Raw genomic sequence first — 24,152 nt, forward strand, 5'->3', positions numbered from 1 at the left:
ATGGGGCGGGTGGAGCGTTGGGGGACTCGATGGGAGTTGGTGATCGCGCACTTCCGCTGACGCGCGGACAGCTGGACATCTGGCTTTCGCAGGAAACGGGCTACGTCGGCACGGAGTGGCAGCTCGGGCTCTTGATCAAAATCGAGGGTTCGCTAGATCGCGATGCCTTCGAGCGCGCCCTCCGTCAGGCCGTTGCCGAGGCCGAGGCCGGCAGGGTGTCGTTCTTCGAGGTCGACGGCCAGGTTGTGCAGAAGCCGATCGACTACCCGGACTTCGAGCTCGGCTTCCATGACCTGACTTCCTCGCCCGACCCGGTGGCCGAAGCCCGTGCGATGGCCTCGTCGATCCAGCGCACGCCGATGGCATTGAACGGCCAGCTGTTCAAATTCGTGTTGTTCCAAACACAGGCTGCCGAGTTCTATTTGTTCGGCTGCTGCCACCACATAGCAGTCGACGGATTGGGTATGGCGCTGGTATGCCGTCGGGTTTCGACGATCTATTCGGCGATGGTCGCCGAAAAACCCATTCCCGATGCCTATTTCGGTTCGGCGCAGGATTTGGTCGACATCGAGTCGGAATACGAAGCGTCGCCCGATTATCTGGACGACCAGGCGTATTGGAGCAACAACCTTCCGCCGGAAACCGCATGGGTCGATCGGCCGGCAGCCGACACCACGAGCGGAAAAGACCACTACTCGCCGTCAGCTTCCGTCCAGTTGGACCCGTCCGTCACCACCCGGATCAAGGAGCTGTCCAAGAAGCTGGGCATCCGCCGGTTCTCCGTCACCACCGCGGCGTGCGCGCTCTTGGTGCGCGCGTGGTCGGGGAGCGGTTCGGAGGTGGCACTCGACTTCCCGGTGAGCCGGCGGGTGCGTCCGGAGTCGAAAACACTTCCCGGAATGTTCGCCGGGGTGGTGCCGCTGGTCTTGAACACCGAGCCCACGGCTACCGTCGCCGACTTCTGCAAACACGTCGACACGCGAATCCGGGAGCTGCTGCAACATCAGCGCTTTCCGGTGCACACTCTCGAGAGCGACGGCCTGCGGCAGGCGGCGAACCGGGTCGGCATCAACTTCCTCCCGATGAGGCTCACGCTGGACCTCGCCGGGTCCCCGGCGACGGCGACGTACACGAACCACGGGCCCGTGGGGCACTTCAGTTTGTTCTTCATGGGCGCAGGTGACCAGCTCTTCCTCAGCACCGCGGGACCGGGGCAACCGTTCGCGGATTTCGGCGTCGCCGACCTGGCGGCGCGGATGCAGCAGGTGCTGGAGGAGATGACCGCCGACCCGGAGCGGTGGCTGGCCTCCATCGATCTGCTGGCCGCCGACGAGCCGGCCAAAATCGACGAGTGGAGCAACCGGGCGGCCTTGACCGAGCCGGTGCCCGCCCCGGTGTCGATTCCGGTGGCGTTCGCCGAACACGTGCAGCGCTCGCCCGAGGCGCCGGCGGTGACTTGTGCCGCCAAGTCGTTGACGTACGCCGAACTCGACGAGGCCTCCAACCGGCTCGCCCACCTGCTGGCCGGTCACGGCGTGGGCCCGGGTGGATGCGTCGCGGTCATGTTCCCCCGGTGCACCGACGCGATCGTGGCGATGCTCGCGGTGCTGAAAACCGGTGCTGCCTACGTGCCGATCGATCCGGCGCACTCGGCGGCGCGCATGGAATTCGTGCTGGCCGACGCCGGACCAAGCGCGGTGATCACCACGGCGGACCTGCGCTCTCGGCTGGACGGGCGCGACCTGTTGGTCGTCGATGTGCACGACCCGGCCGTCGAGACCCAGCCCAGCACCGCGCTGCCCCCGCCTGCAGCGGACAACATCGCGTACATCATCTACACCTCCGGAACCACCGGCACCCCCAAAGGCGTTGCGATTCCTCACCTCAACGTCACGTGGCTGATCGAGTCGCTCGACGCCGGCTTGCCCAAGGGACAGGTGTGGACGCAGTGCCATTCCGCGGCCTTCGACTTCTCGGTGTGGGAGATCTTCGGCGCCCTGCTGCGGGGCAGGCGCCTGCTGGTGGTGCCCGAGTCGGTGGCGAGCTCGCCGGAAGACCTTCACGACCTGCTGGCCGCGGAAAAGGTCAGCGTGCTCACCCAGACCCCTTCCTCGGTTGCGATGTTGCCCGCGGAGGGCCTGGAGTCCACCGCGCTGGTGGTGGCCGGCGAAGCCTGCCCGGCCGACGTGGTGGATCGGTGGGCGGCGCCCGGGCGGGTGATGCTCGACGCCTACGGCCCGACGGAAACCACGGTGTGCGCGTCGATCAGCAAGCCGTTGACCGCCGGATCCGCTGTGGTGCCGATCGGTTCACCGATCGCGGGCGCGGCCATGTTCGTGCTGGACAAGTGGTTGCAGCCCGTGCCGGCCGGTGTGGTCGGTGAGCTGTACCTGGCGGGCCGCGGCGTCGGCTGCGGATACGTGCGCCGCGCCGGGTTGACGGCGTCCCGGTTCGTGGCCAACCCCTTCGGTGGCCCCGGAGCACGGATGTACCGCACCGGCGACCTGGTCTGCTGGGGTGAGGACGGGCAGCTGCAATACTTTGGTCGCTCCGACGAGCAGGTCAAGATCCGCGGCTACCGCATCGAGCTCGGCGAAATCCAATCGGTGCTCAAGGTCCTCGATGGCGTGGAAAACGCCGCCGTGATCGCGCGCGAGGACCGCCCCGGTGACAAGCGCCTGGTCGGATACATCACCGGAACCGCTGATCCGGCCGCGATCCGGGCCGCGCTGGCCGATCGCCTCCCGCCGTACATGGTGCCCGCCGCGGTGGTGGTGCTCGAGGCCCTCCCCCTGACGGGCAACGGCAAACTCGACAAGCGAGCCCTGCCGGCGCCCGAATACGCCACTGCCGAATACCGCGCCCCGGGCGACGCGGTCGAGGAGATCCTCGCCGACATCTACGCCCAGGTGCTGGGGCTGGAGCGGGTCGGTGTCGACGCCTCGTTCTTCGACCTCGGTGGCGACAGCATCCTGTCGATGCAGGTGGTGGCCCGCGCCCGTGCGGCGGGGATCCTGTTCCGGCCGCGCGACGTGTTCGTCGAGCAGTCGGTGGCCCGGCTGGCCAGGGTGGCCGAGGTGGCGGCCGACGGCGCGGGCGGTGTCGCCGACGACGGCGTCGGGCCGGTGGTGGCCACCCCGATCATGCGGTGGCTGCAAAGCATCGAGGGGCCGATCGAGCAGTTCAACCAGACCATGGTGGTGCAGGCGCCGGCGGGGGCGAGCGAGGCCGACGTGGTGGCGGTGCTGCAGGCCCTGCTGGATCGCCACGCCGCGCTGCGGCTGCGCGCCGACGACGACGGTGCGGGCGGCTGGTCGCTGCACGTGCCCGAGGTCGGTGCGGTGGACGCGCGCGGCTGCGTGCACGCCGTCGAGACACTGTCCGAAGAGACGTTGGCGGAGGCGCGGTCGCGGTTGAACCCGGCCGCCGGGGTGATGGTCAGCGCGGCGTGGGCGGAGCCCACGGGCCAGCTGGCGTTGATCATCCACCACCTCGCCGTCGACGGTGTGTCGTGGCGAATCCTGTTGGAAGACTTCAACATCGCCTGGGCGCAGCATCACAGCGGACAGCCGATAGCCTTGCTGGCGCCGGGGACGTCGTTCGCCCGGTGGTCGTCGCTGCTGGAGGAGTACGCCCAGCGCACCGACGTGGTGGCCCGGGCGGACGAGTGGCGACAGGTGGCGGCAACCCCGGCGGCGTTGCCGGCGGTGCAACCCGATGTCGACACCTATGTGACTGCCGGTCAACTCTCGGTGTCGCTGGACGTCGAGACGACCCGACTGCTGCTCGGCGAGGTGCCTGCCGCGTTCCACGCCGGCGTGGGCGACATCTTGTTGATCGCCTTCGGGCTGGCGTTCGCGGAATTCCTGGGTACGGGTGCGGCGCCGATCGCCATCGACGTCGAGGGCCACGGGCGCCAGGAAGAACTGGCTCCCCGCGTGGACCTGTCGCGCACCGTCGGCTGGTTCACCACCAAATACCCGGTGGCGCTCAAGAGCCGCCGGCTGAACTGGTCACAGGTGGTGGCCGGCGAGGCCGCGCTGGGCGCGGTGATCAAGGACGCCAAGGAACAGCTGCGCGCCCTGCCCGACGGCCTGACCTACGGCTTGCTGCGCTACCTGAACGCCGAGTTGGACCTGGACGGGGCGGACCCGGTGATCGGGTTCAACTATCTCGGGCGGCTCGGCGCGGGCGCCGACCTCTCCGAGGACTTGTGGCGGGTCAGCCACGACAGCTTGGCCGTTGCGGCCGTGGCCACCGCGGTACCCATGCCGCTGGCGCACACGGTGGAAGTCAACGCGGGCACCATGGACACCGAGGCCGGCCCGCACCTGCAGGCCAACTGGACGTGGGCCCCGTCTGCGCTGGACCACGAGCGCGTTAACCGGTTGAGCCAGTTGTGGTTTGAGGCGCTGGCCGGCATCTGCGCGCACGTCAAGGCGGGCGGCGGTGGGTTGACCCCGTCGGACATCGCGCCCGCGCGACTCAGCCAACAACAGATCGACGAGCTCTGCCGGCAAGGCAGCGTCGCCGACGTGCTGCCGCTGACCCCCGTTCAGCAGGGACTGCTGTTCCACACCGCCTTCGCGCAGGACATGGACGACCTGTATGCGGTGCAGCTCGGAATCACCGTCAGCGGCGCCCTCGACGCGGCGCGCCTGCGCCAGGCGGTGCACACCGCCGTCAAGCGGCACCCCAACCTGGTCGCCCGGTTCTCCGAGGATTTCGGCGAGCCGGTGCAGGTCATCCCGGCCGATCCGCAGATGGCGTGGCGGTACGTCGAGCTGGACAACGGCAATGTCGATGAGCAGGTCGAGCGGCTGGCCGCCGACGAGCGCGCCGCGGTGTGCGACCTCGCCGAGAAGCCGTCGTTCCGGGCCGCGCTGATCCGCACTGCACCCGACCGGCACCGGTTCGTGCTGACCATTCACCACATCGTGGTCGACGGCTGGTCGCTGCCCGTCCTGCTGCAGGAGATCTTCGCCAGCTACTACGGGGAGCGCCTTCCCGCCGCCCCGGCTTACCGCAGCTTCGTCACCTGGCTGACCAACCAGGACCGCGCCGCCGCGCAAGGGGCATGGGCGCAGGCGCTGGCCGGCTTCGAGACCCCCACCCTGGTGGGTCCTCTCGGACAGATCGGGCGGCGCGGCGTCGCCGCGTTCCATGTGCCCGCCGAGACCACAAAGGCGCTGGGCGAGTTGGCGCGCTCTTGCCGCACCACCATCAGCACGGTGCTGCAGGGCGCGTGGACGCAGCTGCTGACGTGGCTGACCGGGCAGCACGATGTGGCCTTCGGCACCGCGGTCTCGGGGCGGCCCCACGAATTGGCCGGCGCGGACGCGATGGTCGGCCTGCTGATCAACACGGTGCCGGTGCGCGCGACCATCACCGCGACGACCACCGTCGCCGAGCTGCTTGACCAGCTGCAACGCCTGCACAACGACACCGTCGACTACCAGCACCTGGCGCTGCCCGAGATCCATCGCGTCACGGGTCACGACCAGTTGTTCGACACTCTTTTCCTCTACGAGAACTATCCGATCGACGCGGGCTCGCTGTTGGGCGTCCACGAATTGGCCGTCACCGATTTCAGCAGCCGGGAGTACAACCACTACCCGCTGTCCGTGGTGGCTTCTCCGGGCCACGAACTGAGCCTGCGCGTCGAATTCGACACCGAGGTGTTCAGCGCCGCCGCCATCGACACGCTGATCGAGCGGTTGCAGCAGGTGATGGTGGACATGACCGCCGATCCCTCTCGGCGTCTGTCCTCGATCGACCTGCTCGACGCCGCCGAGCACGGCCGGCTCGACAAGTGGGGCAATCGGGCGGTGCTGGCCGAGTCGGCGCCGAAGCTGGCCTCGATTCCGGAGTTGTTCGCCGCCCAGGCGGCCCGCGCACCGGAGGCGGTGGCCATCACCCACGGCGACCGTTCGTGGTCGTATGGCGAGGTCGAGGAGTCCGCTAACCGGTTGGCCCACCTGCTGGTGAGCCGCGGTGCCGGCCCGGGGGAGCGCGTCGCGGTGCTGTTCCCCCGGACGGCGGAGGCCGTGGTGGCGATATTGGCGGTGCTCAAGACCGGGGCTGCCTACCTGCCGGTCGACCCCACGGTGCCGGCGGCGCGGATCGAATTCGTGCTTGGCGACGCCGCGCCGATCGCGGCCATCACCACCGCGGACGTGCGGTCGCGGCTGGACGGGTCGGACCTGGAGATCATCGAATTCGGCGACCCCGCCGTCGCGACCCAACCCACCGACGGGCTGCCCGCGCCGTCCGCGGAGAACATCGCCTACATCATCTATACGTCCGGCACCACCGGTACCCCGAAGGGTGTGGCGGTGCCGCACCGCAACGTCACCCAGCTGCTGGAGTCGTTGGACGCGCAGCTGGCGCTCGGGCAGGTGTGGACGCAGTGCCACTCGCTGGCGTTCGACTTCTCGGTTTGGGAGATCTTCGGGTCGCTGTTGTATGGCGGCCGGCTGGTGATCGTGCCCGACAATGTGGTCCGTTCGCCTGAAGAGCTGCACGCCATGCTGGTTCGCGAGCAGGTCAGCGTGTTGAGCCAGACGCCGTCGGCGTTCTACGCGCTGCAGACCGCGGACTCGCTGGCGCCCGAGCTCGGGCAACAGCTCAAGCTGCAGACGGTGGTGTTCGGTGGCGAGGCGCTCGAGCCGCATCGGCTGGGCAAGTGGTTGCACAACCACCCGGGTCTGCCGCGGCTGATCAACATGTATGGCATCACCGAGACCACGGTGCACGCCTCGTTCCGCGAGATCGTCGACGGTGACGTCGACACCAACGCCAGCCCGATCGGCCTGCCGCTGGCGCATCTGGGCTTCTTCGTGCTCGACGGGTGGTTGCGGCCGGTGCCCGAGGGTGTGGTCGGCGAGTTGTACGTGGCCGGCCGCGGTCTGGCGTATGGGTATGTGGGCCGGTCGGGGTTGTCGGCGACGCGGTTCGTCGCGTGCCCGTTCGGCCGGGCCGGGGCGCGGATGTATCGCACCGGTGACCTGGTGCGCTGGGGTGCCGACGGTCAGCTGCAATACATGGGCCGCGCCGACGAGCAGGTCAAGATCCGCGGCTACCGCATCGAGCTCGGTGAGGTGCATGCGGCGCTGGCGGCGCTGGACGGGGTCAACGAGGCAGCGGTGATCGCCCGCGAGGACCGCCCCGGCGACAAGCGGCTGGTGGGCTACGTGACCGGAACCGCCGACCCGGCCGAGATCCGCAACCAGCTCGGCGAGCGGCTGCCGACCTACATGGTGCCCACCGCGGTCGTGGTGCTCGAGGCGCTGCCGCTGACGGTCAACGGCAAACTCGACACCCGCGCGCTGCCCGCGCCCGAGTACTCCGATGCCGATCACTACCGCGCGCCGAGCACGGCCGTCGAGGAGATCTTGGCCGGCATCTACGCCCAGGTCTTGGGTGTGGAGCGGGTCGGGGTCGATGACTCGTTCTTCGACCTCGGCGGCGACAGCATCCTGTCGATGCAGGTCGTCGCCCGCGCCAGGGCGGCCGGCGTGGTCTGCCGCCCGCGCGACATCTTCGTCGAGCAGACGGTCGCCCGGCTGGCCCGGGTGGCCGGCGTGGCCTCCGACGACGACGTCGTCGACGAGGGCATCGGCGAAGTGGTCGCGACCCCGATCATGCGCTGGCTGGAGAGCGTCGACGGTCCGGTCGAGCAGTTCAACCAGACCATGGTGGTGCAGGCCCCGGCGGGGGTGAGCGAAGCCGACGTGGTGCTGGTGCTGCAGGCTTTGCTGGACCGGCACGCCGTGCTGCGGCTGCGGGTCGACGACGACGGCGCGGGGGACTGGTCGCTTCGGGTGCCCGAGGTCGGCGTGGTGGATGCCGCCGGGTGTGTGCACACCGTGGAGACGTTGTCCGATGCGGCGCTGTCGGCGGCGGTCTCACAGCTGAACCCGGCCAGCGGTACGATGCTGCGCGCGGTGTGGGTGCCCTCCACGGGCCAGCTGGCGTTGATCATTCACCACCTGGCCGTTGACGGGGTTTCGTGGCGAATCCTGTTGGAAGACTTGAATATTGCGTGGGCACAACACCACAGTGGCCAGCCGGTGGCGCTGCCGGCCGGCGGGATGTCGTTCGCCCGGTGGTCGTCGCTGCTGGCGGAGCACGCGCGCCGACGGGAGGTCGTCGACCAGGCGGAGGCCTGGCGGCAGATCGCGTCGACGCCGGCGCCGTTGCCGGCGGTGCGGCCCGACATCGACACCTACGTCAGCGCGGGTCAGCTCTCGGTGTCGCTCGACGCCGACACCACCCGGTTGTTGCTGGGCGAGGTGCCCGCGGCGTTCCACGCCGGGGTGCAGGACATCCTGCTGATCGCGTTCGGGCTGGCCTGGGCGCAGTTTGTCGGCACCGGCGCGCCGATCGGCATCGACGTCGAGGGCCACGGCCGTCACGAGGAACTGGGCCCGCAGGTCGACCTGTCCCGCACGGTGGGCTGGTTCACCACCAAGTACCCGGTCGCGCTGGCGGTCGGCGGCCTGTCCTGGGGACAGGTCATCGCCGGCGAGGCCGAGTTGGGGGCCCTGGTCAAGGACGCCAAGGAACAATTGCGCGCCCTGCCGGACACGCTGACCTACGGGTTGCTGCGCTACTTGAACCCCGACGTCGACATGGATGGGTCGGACCCGGTGATCGGGTTCAACTACCTCGGGCGGCTGGGCGGCGCGGGCGACCTGTCCAGCGAGTTGTGGCGACTCGACCCGGACAGCCTGGCGTCGGCCGGCGCCGCGACGGCGGTGCCCATGCCGTTGCCGCACACCGTCGAGCTTAACGCCGGCACGCTGGATACCCCCGCGGGTCCGCTTCTGCAGGCCAACTGGACCTGGGCGCGCTCGGCGCTCGAGGAGGGACAGGTCGGCCGGCTTAGCGAATTGTGGTTCGACGCCCTGAGCGGCATCTGCAGCCACGTCCGCAACGGTGGGGGCGGGCTGACGCCGTCGGACCTCGCTCCCGCGCGGCTGACCCAGCGGGACATCGACGAGCTGTGCCAGCGCTACCCGGTCGCCGACGTGTTGCCGTTGACCCCGTTGCAGCAGGGACTGCTGTTCCACACCGGCAGCGCGCACGGCAGCGACGACCTGTACGCCGTGCAGCTCGACATCAGCGTGAACGGTGCCCTCGACCCGCACCGGCTGCGCGACGCGGTGCACACCATGATCAAGCGGCATCCCAACGTGGTGGCGCACTTCGTCGAAGACTTCGGCGAGCCGGTGCAGGTCCTCTCGGCCGAGCCCGCGCTGTCGTGGCATTACGTCGAACTCGACGCCGAAGACGCCGAACCCGAGGGGCAGATCCAGCAGGTCTGCGCGGCCGAACGTGCCGCGGTGTGCGACCTGGCGGACCGCCCGCCGTTCCGGGCCGCGCTGATCCGCACCGCCGACAACCGGCACCGGTTCGTGCTGACCAACCACCACATCGTGCTCGACGGCTGGTCGAAGCCGATCCTGCTGCAGGAGATATTCGCCGCCTACTACGGGGTGCAGCTGCCGGCCCCGGTGCCGTACCGCAAGTTCGCCGCCTGGCTGGCCGCGCAGGACCGCGGCGCCGCCCAGGCGGCGTGGCGGCGGGTGCTGGCCGGGTTCGACACCCCCACCCTGGTCGGTCCGGCGGGCCGGATGAGCCTCGGCCCGCGCGGCGTCTCCTCATTCCAGGTTTCGGCGGAGACCACGCGCGCGCTGGGCGAGCTGGCCCGCTCGTGCCGCACCACCGTCAGCACCGTGCTACAGGCCGCCTGGGCGCAGCTGCTGATCTGGCTGACCGGCCAGCACGACGTGACATTCGGCACAGCGGTCTCGGGGCGCCCGACCGAGCTGGCCGGCGCCGACCAGATGGTGGGGCTGCTCATCAACACGGTGCCGGTGCGGGCGACGATCGGCGCCGAAACCACCATCGCGGACCTGCTAAACCAGCTGCAGAGCGCCTACAACGACACGCTCGAGCACCAGCACTTGGCGCTGAATGAGATCCATCGTGTAACGGGACACGACCAATTATTCGACACCATGTTCGTGTACGAGAACTATCCGATCGACACCGCAGCCCTTTCGGCCGTCGACGAGCTGGCTATTAGCGGATTCACCAACCGGGAATACAACCACTACCCGCTGTCGGTGCAAGCTGTGCCGGGTCACGAACTGGGTCTTCGCGTCGAATTCGATACAGAAGTCTTCGACCAAGGCAGAATCGAGAGGTTGATCGAGCGGTTCCGGCGGGTGCTGGAAGCCATGACCGCAGATTTGGAGGAGCAGTCATGACCGTCGGTGCAGGGCGGCGATTGTTGTCGATCGACTTGCTGGATGGCGGCGAGCACGACCGCCTCGACGAGTGGGGTAACCGGGCGGTGTTGACCGCGCCGGTGAAGCGGGCTGCGTCCATTCCGGCGTTGTTCGACAAGCAGGTCGCGCGTGTACCGGAGGCTCAGGCACTGACGTTCGAGGGCCGCACGCTGACGTATCAGGGGCTCGACGAGGCCGCGAACCGGCTCGCCCACCTGCTGGCCGACCATGGCGCGCGTCCGGGGGCGTGCGTGGCGCTGCTCCTGCCGCGGTCCGCCGAGGCGATCGTGTCGATCCTGGCGGTCCTCAAGACCGGCGCGGCCTATCTGCCGATCGACCCTGCGGTCCCGGCGGCGCGAATGGAGTTCATGCTCGGCGATGCGGCGCCGGTCGCCGCGGTCACGACGGCCGAGTTGCGGGCGCGGCTGGACGGGTTCGACTTGCTGGTCGTCGACGTCGACGATCCCGCGGTGGCCGAACAGCCCAGCTCGCGGCTGCCGGGGCCGGCCCCCGAGGACATCGCGTACATGATCTACACCTCGGGCACGACCGGGACCCCCAAGGGCGTGGCGGTCACTCACCAGAACGTCACCCAGCTGCTGAAGTCGCTGCCCGCCGACCTGCCGAAGGCGGGTGTCTGGTCGCAGTGGCACTCGCTGGTTTTCGACGTGTCGGTGTGGGAGATCTGGGGCCCGCTATTGCACGGCGGGCGCCTGGTCGTAGTGCCCGAGTCGGTGGCCGGCTCGCCCGACGACCTGCACGCGTTGCTGGTCGCGGAGAAGGTCACCGTGTTGTGCCAGACCCCGTCGGCGGTGGGAATGCTCTCGCCCGACGGGCTGGATTCGACGGCACTGATCGTGGCGGGCGAGGCGTGCCCGTCCGAGGTGGTGGACCGGTGGGCGCCGCGTCGGGTGATGATCAACGCCTACGGCCCGACCGAAGGCACGGTCTACGCATCGATGAGCGCGCCGCTGAGCGCCGAGTCGGGGGCGCCGACGATCGGCTCGCCCGTGCCGGGCGCCGCGCTGTTCGTGCTCGACAAGTGGTTGCGCCCGGCGCCGGAGGGCGTCGTCGGCGAGCTCTACATCGCCGGCCGCGGTGTGGCCTCCGGCTATGTGCGCCGGGCGGGTCTGACGGCCTCGCGGTTTGTGGCGTGCCCGTTCGGGGCGCCCGGTGCGCGCATGTATCGCACGGGCGACCTGGTGCGCTGGGGCATCGACGGCCAGCTGCAGTACCTTGGCCGCGCCGACGAGCAGGTCAAGATCCGCGGCTACCGCATCGAGCTCGGCGAAATCCAGACCGCCCTCGCGGGGCTGGACGGCGTTGACCAGGCGGCGGTGATCGCCCGCGAGGACCGCCCCGGCGACAAGCGCCTGGTCGGTTACATCACCGGGACCGCCGACCCGGCCGAGATTCGCACCCAGCTGGGCGAGCGGCTGCCCAGCTACATGGTTCCGGCCGCCGTCGTGGTGCTGGACGCGCTGCCGCTGACGGTCAACGGCAAACTCGACAAGCGGGCGTTGCCGGCGCCCGAGTACCAGAAGACCAACGGCGAATACCGCGCGCCGTCCACGGCCGTCGAAGAGACACTGACCGCCATCTACGCCCAGGTGCTCGGCCTGGAGCGGGTCGGCGTCGACGACTCGTTCTTCGACCTCGGCGGCGACAGCATCCTGTCGATGCAGGTGGTGGCACGCGCCCGCGCGGCCGGCGTGGTGTGCCGCCCGCGCGACGTCTTCGTCGAGCAGACGGTGGCCCGGCTGGCCCGGGTGGCCGGCGTGGCCTCCGACGACGACGTCGTCGACGAGGGCATCGGCCCGGTGGTCGGAACCCCGATCATGCGCTGGCTGCAGCAAGTCGACGGCCCGACCGACCAGTTCAACCAGACCATGGTGGTCCAGGCCCCGGCCGGCGTCACCGGCGATGACGTGCGGGTGGTGCTGCAATCGCTGCTGGACCGGCACGCCACGCTGCGGATGCGCGTCGACGACGACGGCGCCGGCGGCTGGTCGATGCAGGTGCCCGAGGTCGGCGCGGTCGATGCCGGTGCCTGCATGCACACCGTCCACGCGCTGTCCGACGCGACGCTGGTGGCGGCGCGTTCGCAGCTCAACCCCGCGGCCGGGACCATGCTGCGCGCCGTGTGGGCGGAATCCACGGCCCAGCTGGCGTTGATCATTCACCACCTGGCCGTTGACGGTGTGTCGTGGCGAATCCTGTTGGAAGACTTGAACATTGCGTGGGCCCAGCACCACAGTGGCCAGCCGGTGGCGCTGCCGACCGCCGGGACGTCGTTCGCCAGGTGGACCGCGATGCTGGAGGAGCACGCCCAGCGGCCCGAGGTGATCGAGCAGGCCGAGGCGTGGCGGCAGGTCGCGGCGACCCCGGCGCTTTTGCCGGCGGTGCGTCCAGACGTGGACACCTATGAGACGGCCAAGCAGCTGTCGGTGTCGCTGGATGTGGAGACCACCCGGCAGCTGCTGGGTGAGGTGCCCTCGGCGTTCCGCGCCGGCGTGCAGGACATCCTGTTGATCGCGTTCGGGCTGGCCTGGGCGCGGTTCGTGGGCACCGGCGCCCCGATCGGCATCGACGTCGAGGGCCACGGCCGCCACGAGGAACTGGGCCCGCACGTCCACCTGTCCCGCACGGTGGGCTGGTTCACCACCAAGTACCCCGTCGCGCTGACTGTCGGCGAACTGGACTGGGCGCAGGTGATGGCCGGCGACCCCGCGCTCGGGGTCCTGGTCAAGAAGGCCAAGGAGCAGCTGCGCGCGCTCCCGGACCCGCTGACCTACGGGTTGCTGCGGTACATGAACGACGAGGTGGACCTGGACGGGTCGGACCCCGTGATCGGGTTCAACTACCTTGGACGACTGGGCGCGGCGGCGGATCTGCCCGGCGAGATGTGGCGGATCAGCCAGGACAGCCTGTCGTTCACCGGCGCCGCCAGCGCGGCGCTGCCCATGCCGTTGATGCACACCGTCGACCTCAACGCCGGGACCATGGACACCGAGGCCGGCCCGCACCTGCAGGCCAACTGGACGTGGGCGCCCTCGGCGCTGGACCACGAACAGGTCAGCCGGTTGAGCCAGCTGTGGTTCGAGGCCCTGGCCGGCATCTGCGCGCACGTGCGCAGCGGCGGTGGCGGTCTGACCCCGTCGGACATCGCCCCCGCTCGCCTGAACCAGCAGCAGCTCGACGACCTCTGCCAGCAATACGCGGTCGCCGACGTCTTGCCGCTGACCCCGTTGCAGCAGGGGCTGCTCTTCCACGCCAGCTTTGCGCACGACCTCGGCGACGACGTCTATGCGGTGCAGCTCGGCATCACCGTCACCGGTGACCTCGACCCGCATCGGTTGCGCGAGGCCGTCCACACCGTCGTCAACCGGCATCCCAACCTGGCGGCCCGCTTCTGCCCGCAGTTCGGCGAGCCGGTGCAGGTCATCCCGGCCGACCCCGTCATGGCGTGGCGGTACATCCAGCTCGGCGCGGAAGACCTGGACCCCGAGGAGAAGATCGAACAGCTCTGCGCCGCCGAGCGCGGCGCGGTCAGCGACCTCGCCAACCGGCCGGCCTTCCGGGCCGCGTTGATCCGCACCGCCGACAACCGGCACCGGTTCGTGCTCACCAACCACCACATCGTGATGGATGGGTGGTCGCTGCCGATCATGCTGCGCGAGATCCTCACCAGCTACTACGGGGACAGGTTGCCCGCGCCCGCGTCCTACCGCAGCTACCTGACGTGGCTCGCGGCTCAGGACCGCACGGCCGCCCGCGCGGCGTGGGCCGAGGTGCTGGCCGGGTTCGATGCCCCCACCCTGGTCGGTCCGCCAGCCCGATTGGGCCTCGGGCGGCGAGGGGTCGAGTCGTATCGGCTGCCCGCGGAGACCACGCGCGCGCTGGGCGAGCTGGCCCGCTCGTGCCACACCACGATCAACACCGTGCTGCAGAGCGCCTGGGCGCAGTTGCTGATGTGGCTGACCGGCCAGCACGACGTGGCCTTCGGCACCGCGGTCTCCGGTCGGCCTGCGGATCTGGCCGGCGCCGAGTCGATGGTGGGCTTGTTGATCAACACCGTGCCGGTACGCGCCCACGTCACCGCGGGCACCACGGTGTCCGAGCTGCTGCAGCAGCTGCAGCGGGCCCACAACGACACGATCGAGCACGAGCACCTGGCGCTGAACGAGATCCACCGCGTCACCGGTCACGACCAGCTGTTCGACACGCTGTTCCTGTACGAGAACTACCCGATCGACACCAGCGTCCCGTTGGGTTTCCACGAGCTGGCGATCACCGACGTCACCAACCGCGAATACAACCACTACCCGCTGTCGGTCATGGCGCTTCCGGGGCGGGAACTGGGTCTGCGCGTCGAGTTCGACACCAGCGTGTTCGACACCGCCGCGATCGAGTCGATGATCGAGCGGTTCCAGCGGGTGCTGGGGGCGATGACCGCCGACTCGAGCCAGCGGCTGTCGTCGATGGACGTGTTGGATGCCGGCGAGCGCGCCCGCCTCGACGAGTGGGGCAACCGGGCGGTGCTGACCGCGCCGGTGGGCGCTACGGCGTCGATCCCGGCGCTGTTCGGCGAGCAGGTGGCCCGTGTTCCGGAGGCACCGGCGCTGACGTTCGAGGGCCGCACGCTGACCTATCGGGAACTCGACGAGGCCGCGAACCGGCTGGCCCACCTGCTCGCCGAGCACGGCGCGGGCCCGGGCGAAAGCGTGGCGCTGCTGTTCTCCCGGTCGGCCGAGGCGATCGTGTCGATCCTGGCGGTGCTGAAGACCGGGGCGGCGTACTTGCCGATCGACCCTGCGGTCCCGGCGTCGCGGATCGAGTTCGTGCTTGCCGACGCCACACCGGTCGCCTTGGTCACCACCGCCGAATTGCGGTCCCGGGTGGACGGCTCCGACCTGTTGGTCATCGATATCAACGACGCGCCGGTGGACACCCAGCCCGCCACGGCGTTGCCGGCGCCGTCGCCGGAGGACATCGCGTACCTGATCTACACGTCCGGCACCACGGGTGTCCCGAAGGGCGTGGCGGTCACCCACCACAACGCCACCCAGCTGCTGGAGAAACTGCACGCCGACCTGCCGGACCCGGGCGTGTGGGCGCAGTGGCACTCGCTCGTCTTCGACGTGTCGGTGCACGAGATCTTCGGCGCACTGTTGCACGGCGGCCGGCTGGTCGTGGTGCCAGAGTCCGTGGCCGGTTCGCCGAAGGACCTGCACGAGTTGCTGGTCGCGGAGAACGTCACCGTGCTCAGCCAGACCCCGTCGGCGGTGGGAATGCTCTCGCCGGAGGGCCTGGAAGCGACGGCCCTGGTTGTCGCCGGTGAGGCCTGCCCGCCCGAGGTAGTGGACCGGTGGGCGGCGGGCCGGGTGATGATCAACGCCTACGGCCCGACCGAAGGCACGGTGTACGCGGCGATGAGCGCGCCGCTGAGCGCCGACACGGGAGCGCCGATCGGTTCCCCGGTCCCGGGGGCGGCGCTGTTCGTTCTGGACAAGTGGCTGCGGCCGGCGCCCGAAGGCGTCGTCGGCGAGCTCTACATCGCAGGCCGCGGTGTGGCCTCCGGCTATGCGCGCCGGGCGGGTCTGACCGCCTCGCGGTTCGTGGCATGCCCGTTCGGGGCGCCCGGTGCGCGCATGTATCGCACGGGCGACCTGGTGCGCTGGGGCGCCGACGGCCAGCTGCAATACCTTGGGCGCGTCGACGAGCAGGTCAAGATCCGCGGCTACCGCATCGAGCTCGGCGAAATCCAGGCGGCCCTGGCCGCTCTGGACGGGGTCGAGCAGGCGGCGGTGATCGCCCGTGAAGACCGCCCCGGCGACAAGCGGCTGGTCGGCTACATCACCGGGTCCGCGGATCCGGCCGCGATCCGGGCCCGGTTGGGCGAGCGGCTGCCGGCCTACATGGTGCCGGTCGCGGTGGTGGTGCTGGACGCGCTGCCGTTGACCGTCAACGGCAAGCTCGACAAGCGCGCCCTGCCCGCCCCGGAGTACCAGAAGGCCGGTGGTGAGTACCGGGCCCCGGCCACCCCCATCGAAGAGACCCTGGCCGAGATCTACGCCGGAGTCCTTGGGCTGCAGCGGGTTTCGGTCGAAGACTCCTTCTTCGACCTCGGGGGCGATTCGCTTTCCGCGATGCGGGTGATCGCCGAGATCAACACGGCCCTCGACACGAACCTCTCGGTGCGCACCCTGTTCGAGGCGCCGTCGGTGCGACGCCTCGGCCAGCGGGCGGAACGGGACGCCAGCGGTGTGGACGACGTCGAGGGCGGCGGTTCCAGCTTTGCGTCCGTGCACGGTCGCGACGCGACCCAGGTCTACGCCAGCGATCTGACGCTGGACAAGTTCATCGACGCCACGACGCTGAGCAGCGCGCCGTCGCTGCCCGGCCCGAGTGCGGAGGTGCGGACGGTCCTGCTGACCGGGGCGACGGGCTTCCTGGGCCGGTACCTGGCGCTGCAGTGGCTCGAGCAGCTGGAGCTGGTGGACGGTAAGCTGATCTGCCTGGTGCGCGCCGGCTCGGATGAGGAGGCGTGGCAGCGGCTGGAGAAGACGTTCGATAGCGGCGACCCGCAGTTGTTGCAGTATTTCCAGGGGCTGGCGGCCGACCACTTGGAGGTCATCGCCGGTGACAAGGACGCGGCGAACCTCGGCCTTGACGAGCAGACCTGGCAGCGGCTGGCGGACACCGTCGACCTGATCGTCGACTCGGCGGCCCTGGTCAACGGCGTGCTGCCGTACAGCGAGCTGTTCGGGCCCAACGTGGTGGGCACGGCGGAGCTGATCCGGGTGGCGCTGACCACCAAGCTGAAGCCGTACGCGTATGTGTCGACCTCCGATGTGGGCCGCCAGATCGACCCGGCGGTGTTCACCGAGGACGCCGACATCCGGGTCATCAGCCCGATCCGCAAGATCGACGGCAGCTACGCCAACGGCTACGGCAACAGCAAGTGGGCCGGCGAGGTGTTGCTGCGCGAGGCCCACGACCTGTGCGGGCTGCCGGTCTCGGTGTTCCGCTCCGACATGATCCTGTCCGACACCAGCTACGCCGGCCAGTTCAACCTGTCGGACATGTTCACCCGGATGGTGTTGAGCCTGGTGGCTACCGGCATCGCGCCGCGCTCGTTCTACCAGTTGGACGACGAGGGCAACCGGCAACGGGCGCACTTCGATGCGCTGCCGGTGGAGTTCGTCGCCGAGGCGGTCACCACGCTGGGCACCCAGGTGATGGACGGGTTCGAGACGTATCACGTGATGAACCCGCACGACGACGGCATCGGCATCGACGAGTATGTCGACTGGCTGATCGACGCCGGCTATCCGATCGAGCGGATCGACGACTTCGGGGAGTGGCTCCAGCGATTCGAGGCCGCGCTGCGTGAGCTGCCGGAGCGGCAGCGGAAGCACTCGGTGCTGCAGATGTTGCAGGTGCCGGGCTACAACCAGCTGCAGGCGCCGGAGCCCGCCAGCGGGTCGTTCGCCCCGGCCGACCGTTTCCGGGCCGCGGTGCAGGAAGCCAAGATCGGCGCCGACAACGACATCCCGCACGTCTCGCCGCAGGTAATCGTCAAATACGTCACCGACCTGCAGCTGCTCGGTCTGCTCTGAGCGTTGCTCGTAAACACGGCTGCGGCAACGGCTTTCAGGCCGATGATCGGGACGGTGCCCGCCAGTACACTCAAGTGCTCACCATGACAACAGCTCGCGTGCCCAAGTTGCCGCTCGACGAAGCCACGGCCGCCGCCGACGAAGCGGCCGTGCCGAATTACATGGCCGAACTGAGCATCTTCCAGGTGCTGCTCAACCACCCGCCGCTGGCACGCGCCATCAACGACCTGCTCGCCACCATGCTCTGGCACGGTGCGCTCGAGCCGCGGTTGCGCGAGCTGGTGATCATGCGGATCGGCTGGCTCACCGCATGCGACTACGAATGGACGCAGCACTGGCGCGTCGCCTCGAGGCTGGGCGTGGCCGCCGACGACCTGCTCGGCGTGCGCGACTGGGAGGCACACGACGGGTTCGGGCCCACCGAGCGCGCCGTGCTGGCCGCCACCGACGACGTGGTCCGCGACGGCGCGGTGAGCGCCGCGAGCTGGGCGGCCTGCGAGCGTGAATTGCAAGGCGACACAACGGTTCTCATCGAGCTCGTCACCGCGATCGGCGCGTGGCGGATGGTCGCGTCGCTCCTGCACAGTCTCCAGGTCCCGCTTGAGGAGGGCGTGGCGAGCTGGCCGCCGGACGGCCGGTCGCCCGCGGACACCGTCGTCGATTGACATATCGATCGATAGCTATCTAGCGTCGGGCAATGCGTACCAGAGTCGCCGAAATGCTCGGCGTCGAGTTCCCCATCTGCGCCTTCAGCCACTGCCGCGATGTGGTGGCCGCGGTGACCAATGCGGGCGGGTTCGGCGTCCTCGGCGCGGTGGCGCACAGCCCCCAGCGGCTGCAGAACGAACTGACCTGGATCGAGGAGCAGACGGGGGGCAAGCCGTTCGGGGTGGACCTGCTGCTGCCGCCCAAATACGTCGGCGCGGACGAAGGCGGCATCGACGCCAAACAGGTGCGGGCCCTGCTTCCCGAGGAGCACCGCGCGTTCGTCGACGACATCCTCGCCCGCTACGGAATCACGGCGCCGGCCCAGGAGGCGCGCGCTTCCGCCGGCGGCCTCAACATCTCGCCCAAGGGCTATGAGCCGCTGCTGGAGGTGGCGTTCGCCCACGACATCCGGCTGATCGCCAGCGCGCTCGGCCCGCCCCCGGCGGACCTCGTCGAACGCGCCCACGACCGCGACGTGCTGGTGGCCGCGCTGGCCGGCACCACGCGTCACGCGCAACGGCACGCGGCCGCGGGGGTTGACCTGATCGTCGCGCAGGGCACCGAGGCCGGGGGACACACCGGCGAGGTCGCCACCATGGTCCTGGTTCCCGAGGTCGTCGATGCCGTGTCGCCGGTCCCCGTTCTCGCCGCCGGCGGCATCGCCCGCGGCCGCCAGATCGCGGCGGCGCTGGCCCTCGGCGCCGAAGGCGTGTGGTGTGGGTCGGTGTGGCTGACCACCGAAGAGGCCGAGACGCCGCCGGTGGTCAAGGACAAGTTCCTGGCCGCCACCTCCTCGGACACGGTGCGCTCGCGGTCGATGACGGGCAAGCCGGCGCGGATGCTGCGGACGGCCTGGACCGAGGAATGGGAGCGCCCGGAAAAGCCCGACCCGCTCGGCATGCCGTTGCAGACCGCGCTGGTCACCGAGCCGCAGGTGCGCATCAACCAGGCGGCCGCGCATTCCGGCGCCAAGGCGCGCGAGCTGGCCACCTACTTCGTCGGACAGGTGGTCGGGTCGCTCGACCGGGTTCGCCCCACGCGAACGGTGGTGCTCGACATGGTCGAGGAGTTCATCGACACCATCGGGCGGCTCGAGGGCCTCGTCGAGAAGTGACAGGGCTTTCCCTGCAAGGGTTTTGACACCCCTTCCGGCCGGGGCCGGCAAACAAAAGATGAACAATCGGTGCCGGCCGGCCGCGTCATACCCGCAGGTCAAAAGCTCGAACCTGGCCGAATCCTGTGTAGCCGCCCCGGAAAAACGTAAAGATCGCGAAACGTGGCCCCGAGGAGTTTGACCCGGTCGGACCCGTCGTGCATTATCGGTCGGGTAAGCACCTCGTTAGGTGAGGCGTCTACACGAATACAGGCCACTGACCCCGAACGTCGAAAGACGCCCCGGGTCAGGACAGCTCCTCCCGGCTTAAGGGTTGAGCCCAGGTGGCTTCCGGAATACCGGACACGTCGTGTGGTGCCGAAGCTCTGACGAGAGGGGTGCGGATCTCCGACGATCGTCGGGTTTTCGCTCCTCATGCTGCGCGCAATTCGCGTGCGGAAAACCGCACGCGTTCGTGACCGCGAGGAGGTGAGGGACACATGAGTTCCAGCGACAGTCCGGACCGAAGTCCGAACTCCGTCTCGTCCCGATCCGGTCTCCGGCACGACGTTCTCAGCTGAGCGTCGCAACGCTAAGTGGCTTATCGGCCATGCGTTCTGGGATCGGAACCGCGACGGGACGGGACGCGTCAGTCCAGTTAGTCCCCGTTAGAAATCCCCTCCAGGAGGCGACCATGACCGCAGCTCTCTACGACGAAGTGGTAACCCAAGCGCCCGCCCGCACACTGACGGTGGTGCGCGACGCTGACACGGCTCAGGCCCCGGCCAAGAAGGCCACCCGCCAGGTCAACAAGCAGCCCGTTCTCGCCGGCGACCCGCTGGTGGAGGGCGCCACCCGCCTGTTGAGCGTCCCCCTGCGGCACGTCTACGCGGCCCTGTGGCGCGTCGGTGTGCTCGAGGTGCAGGCCTGATCCGATGAACAGCGACCAACCGAGGCTCCAAGGGGCTACCCGGCCGCAGGTGTTCCTGAGGCCAGGTAGCCCCTTGGGGTGCTCCGCCTGAGTAGAATCGACCCACTGGCGTTGATCCGGCATCACCGGGGAGCCTTCGGAAGAACAGCCGGCTTCTTTCTCTGGCCAGCTCAGTAGAACCGAACGGGTGGGCCCGTCACAGCCTCCAACGAGCGGCCACGCGGCAGCGTGGCAAGCGGGGTGGTACCGCGGCGCTCGCGCAGGCAGCGCGTCGTCGTCCCCAACAGGCGCTACCAGTGCCCAACGGCACTGAGGCACAGGAGACGACGCACCACGTGATCGAGAACGCTGACGTCAAGGCCTATCCGAAACTGGCCGGCGGCGCGCCCGACTTCCCGGCCCTCGAACTCGAGGTCCTCGACTACTGGGCCCGCGACGACACCTTCCGGGCCAGCATCGCCCACCGCGAGGGCGCCCCGGAATACGTCTTCTACGACGGCCCGCCCTTCGCCAACGGGCTGCCGCACTACGGGCACCTGCTGACTGGCTACGTGAAGGACATCGTTCCGCGGTACCGCACCATGCGCGGCTACAAGGTGGAGCGTCGTTTCGGCTGGGACACCCACGGGTTGCCCGCCGAACTCGAGGTCGAGCGCCAGCTGGGCATCAACGACAAATCGCAGATCGACGACATGGGGATCGCCGCGTTCAACGACGCGTGCCGGGAATCGGTGTTGCGCTACACCGACGAGTGGCAGGCCTATGTCACCCGCCAGGCCCGCTGGGTCGACTTCGACAACGACTACAAGACGCTCGACCTGTCCTACATGGAGTCGGTGATCTGGGCGTTCAAGCAACTCTGGGACAAGGGCCTGGCCTACGAGGGCTACCGCGTCCTGCCCTACTGCTGGCGCGACGAAACCCCGCTGTCCAACCACGAATTGCGCATGGACGACGACGTCTACCAGAGCCGCCAAGACCCGGCGCTCACCGTGGGATTCAAGGTCGTCGGCGGTGCGCTGGACGGCGCGCACCTGCTGGTGTGGACGACGACGCCGTGGACCCTGCCGTCGAACCTGGCGGTCGCGGTCAACCCCGAGGTCAGCTACGTCGAGGTCCGGGCCGGCGATCAGCGTTTCGTGCTGGCCGAGCCGAGGCTGGCCGCCTACGCCCGCGAGCTCGGCGAAGAACCCGAGATCCTGAGCACCCGCTCCGGGGCCGAGCTGCTCGGCACGCGCTATGTGCCACCCTTCCCGTATTTCATGGACAGCCCCAAGGCTTTTCAGGTGCTGCCCGGGGAGTTCGTCACCACCGAGGACGGCACCGGCATCGTGCACATGGCCCCGGCCTACGGCGAGGACGACATGGCGACCACCGACAAGGTCGGCATCGTGCCCGTCACCCCGGTCGATTCCAAGGGCCGCTTCGACGCCACCGTGCCGGATTACCAGGACCAGCACGTCTTTGATGCCAACCCGCACATCATCCGCGACCTGAAGAATGGCACCGGCCCGGCGGCGGCCAACGGCGCGATGCTGCTGCGCCACGAGACCTACGAGCACCCCTATCCGCACTGCTGGCGGTGCCGCAATCCGTTGATCTACCGGGCCGTCTCGTCCTGCTTCGTCACCGTCACGGCCTTCCGCGACCGGATGGTCGAACTCAACCAGCAGATCACCTGGTACCCCGAACACGTCAAGGACGGCCAGTTCGGCAAGTGGCTGCAGGGCGCCCGCGACTGGTCGATCTCCCGAAATCGATACTGGGGCAGCCCCATTCCGGTCTGGAAATCCGATGACCCGGCCTACCCGCGCATTGACGTCTACGGCAGCCTCGACGAGCTGGAGCGCGACTTCGGGGTGCGGCCCACCAACCTGCACCGGCCCTACATCGACGAGCTGACTCGCCCCAATCCCGACGACCCCACCGGCCGCAGCACCATGCGGCGCATCCCCGACGTGCTCGACGTGTGGTTCGACTCGGGCTCCATGCCGTATGCCCAGGTGCATTACCCGTTCGAGAACCGCGACTGGTTCGACACCCACTACCCTGGCGACTTCATCGTCGAATACATCGGCCAGACCCGCGGCTGGTTCTACACGCTGCACGTGCTGGCCACCGCGCTCTTCGACCGGCCATCATTCAAAACCTGTGTGGCGCATGGGATTGTGCTGGGCTCCGACGGGCAAAAGATGAGCAAGTCGCTGCGCAACTACCCGGACGTGTCCGAGGTGTTCGACCGCGACGGCTCCGACGCCATGCGGTGGTTCCTGATGGCCTCGCCGATCCTGCGCGGGGGCAACCTGATCGTGACCGAGCAGGGCATCCGCGAGGGTGTGCGCCAGGTCCTGCTGCCGTTGTGGAACGCCTACAGCTTCCTGGCCCTCTACGCGCCCAAAGTCGGCACCTGGCGCGCCGATTCGCGGCAGGTCCTGGACCGCTACATCCTGGCCAAGCTCGCTGAACTGCGTGACAACCTCACCCGGGAAATGGACACGTGCGACATCTCCCGGGCCTGCGAGCAGCTGCGGCAGTTCACCGAGGCGTTGACGAATTGGTATGTGCGGCGGTCGCGTTCACGGTTCTGGGAGGAAGACGCCGACGCCATCGATACCCTGCACACCGTGCTCGAGGTGACGGCCCGGCTGGCCGCTCCGCTGCTTCCGTCGGTCACCGAGATCATCTGGCGCGGTCTCACCGGCGGGCGCTCGGTGCACCTGACCGACTGGCCGCAAGAAGGTGTGGTGCCCGCGGACCCCGACCTGGTCGCCGCGATGGATCAGGTCCGCGAGGTGTGCTCGGCGGCGTCGTCCCTGCGCAAGGCCAAGAAGCTGCGGGTGCGCCTGCCACTACCGAAACTGACTGTGGCGGTGGATGATCCGCAGCGGCTGGCGCCGTTCGCCGACCTGATCGCCGACGAACTCAACGTCAAGAGCGTCGAGTTGACCGACGCCATCGACACCTACGGGCGGTTCGAGCTCACCGTCAACGCCCGGGTGGCCGGGCCGCGGCTGGGCAAGGAGGTGCAGGCCGCCATCAAGGCGGTGAAGGCGGGGGAGGGCGTCGTCAACCCCGACGGCACGCTGACGGCGGGCCCCGCGGTGCTGCAACCCGAGGAGTACAGCTCGCGGCTGGTCGCCGCAGACCCCGAGTTGACCGCGGCGCTGCCCGACGGGGCGGGGCTGGTGGTGCTGGACGGCACCGTCACCCCGGAGCTGGAGGCCGAGGGTTGGGCCAAGGACCGCATCCGCGAGCTGCAGGAGCTGCGCAAGTCCACCGGCCTGGACGTGTCCGATCGGATCTCCGTGGTGATGTCGGTGCCGGCCGAGCGGGCGGACTGGGCGCGCACGCACCGCGAGCTGATCGCCGGTGAGATCCTGGCCACCAGCTTCGAATTCGGCGAGCCGGCCGGCGGCGCCGACATCGGTGACGGCGTGCGGGTGAGCATCGCCAAGGTGTAGCGGCTCAGAACCCCGGTCGTGGGTTTTCGAAAAAAGTTC

Annotated in this window: 6 protein-coding genes and 1 riboswitch; all 6 genes read left to right on the forward strand. The window is 69.2% G+C overall.

The window, feature by feature from the left end:
• Nucleotides 1–29 precede the first annotated feature (29 nt).
• Nucleotides 30–10,277, forward strand: coding sequence for a non-ribosomal peptide synthetase (locus tag A5758_RS23015; RefSeq protein WP_067745101.1), 10,248 nt, complete (start codon nucleotides 30–32; stop codon nucleotides 10,275–10,277).
• Nucleotides 10,274–17,920, forward strand: a complete 7,647-nt coding sequence (locus A5758_RS23020) for a non-ribosomal peptide synthetase (protein WP_067744869.1) — start codon at nucleotides 10,274–10,276, stop codon at nucleotides 17,918–17,920. The genes A5758_RS23015 and A5758_RS23020 overlap by 4 nt, the downstream gene beginning before the upstream one ends.
• 83 nt (nucleotides 17,921–18,003) lie before the next feature.
• A complete protein-coding gene (locus A5758_RS23025) occupies nucleotides 18,004–18,585 on the forward strand; it encodes a carboxymuconolactone decarboxylase family protein (RefSeq protein ID WP_067745104.1) in 582 nt (193 codons plus the stop codon).
• A gap of 32 nt (nucleotides 18,586–18,617) precedes the next feature.
• Nucleotides 18,618–19,742 (forward strand): nitronate monooxygenase family protein, encoded by a 1,125-nt coding sequence (locus tag A5758_RS23030; protein ID WP_067744872.1) that lies wholly within the window; start codon nucleotides 18,618–18,620, stop codon nucleotides 19,740–19,742.
• Between the two features lie 214 nt (nucleotides 19,743–19,956).
• Nucleotides 19,957–20,126: riboswitch (M-box (ykoK) riboswitch) on the forward strand.
• A 289-nt stretch (nucleotides 20,127–20,415) separates the two neighbouring features.
• On the forward strand, nucleotides 20,416–20,652 hold the full coding sequence (locus tag A5758_RS23035; protein ID WP_067744875.1) for an Rv1535 family protein: 237 nt from the start codon (nucleotides 20,416–20,418) through the stop codon (nucleotides 20,650–20,652).
• 338 nt (nucleotides 20,653–20,990) lie between these two features.
• Nucleotides 20,991–24,113 carry an isoleucine--tRNA ligase gene (gene ileS / locus A5758_RS23040; RefSeq protein WP_156622761.1) on the forward strand — a complete coding sequence of 1,041 codons (3,123 nt, stop codon included), beginning with the start codon at nucleotides 20,991–20,993 and terminating at the stop codon, nucleotides 24,111–24,113.
• Nucleotides 24,114–24,152: the final 39 nt, after the last annotated feature.

The organism is Mycobacterium sp. 852014-50255_SCH5639931 (genome assembly GCF_001665605.1).
Classification (GTDB): Bacteria; Actinomycetota; Actinomycetes; order Mycobacteriales; family Mycobacteriaceae; genus Mycobacterium; species Mycobacterium paraffinicum.

What these genes read in the sequence shown, in the direction of transcription:
- A5758_RS23015 (WP_067745101.1), top strand. Translation starts at nt 30, where the DNA reads ATGGGAGTTGGTGATCGCGCACTTCCGCTGACGCGCGGACAGCTGGAC.
- A5758_RS23020 (WP_067744869.1), top strand. Translation starts at nt 10,274, where the DNA reads ATGACCGTCGGTGCAGGGCGGCGATTGTTGTCGATCGACTTGCTGGAT.
- A5758_RS23025 (WP_067745104.1), top strand. Translation starts at nt 18,004, where the DNA reads ATGACAACAGCTCGCGTGCCCAAGTTGCCGCTCGACGAAGCCACGGCC.
- A5758_RS23030 (WP_067744872.1), top strand. Translation starts at nt 18,618, where the DNA reads ATGCGTACCAGAGTCGCCGAAATGCTCGGCGTCGAGTTCCCCATCTGC.
- A5758_RS23035 (WP_067744875.1), top strand. Translation starts at nt 20,416, where the DNA reads ATGACCGCAGCTCTCTACGACGAAGTGGTAACCCAAGCGCCCGCCCGC.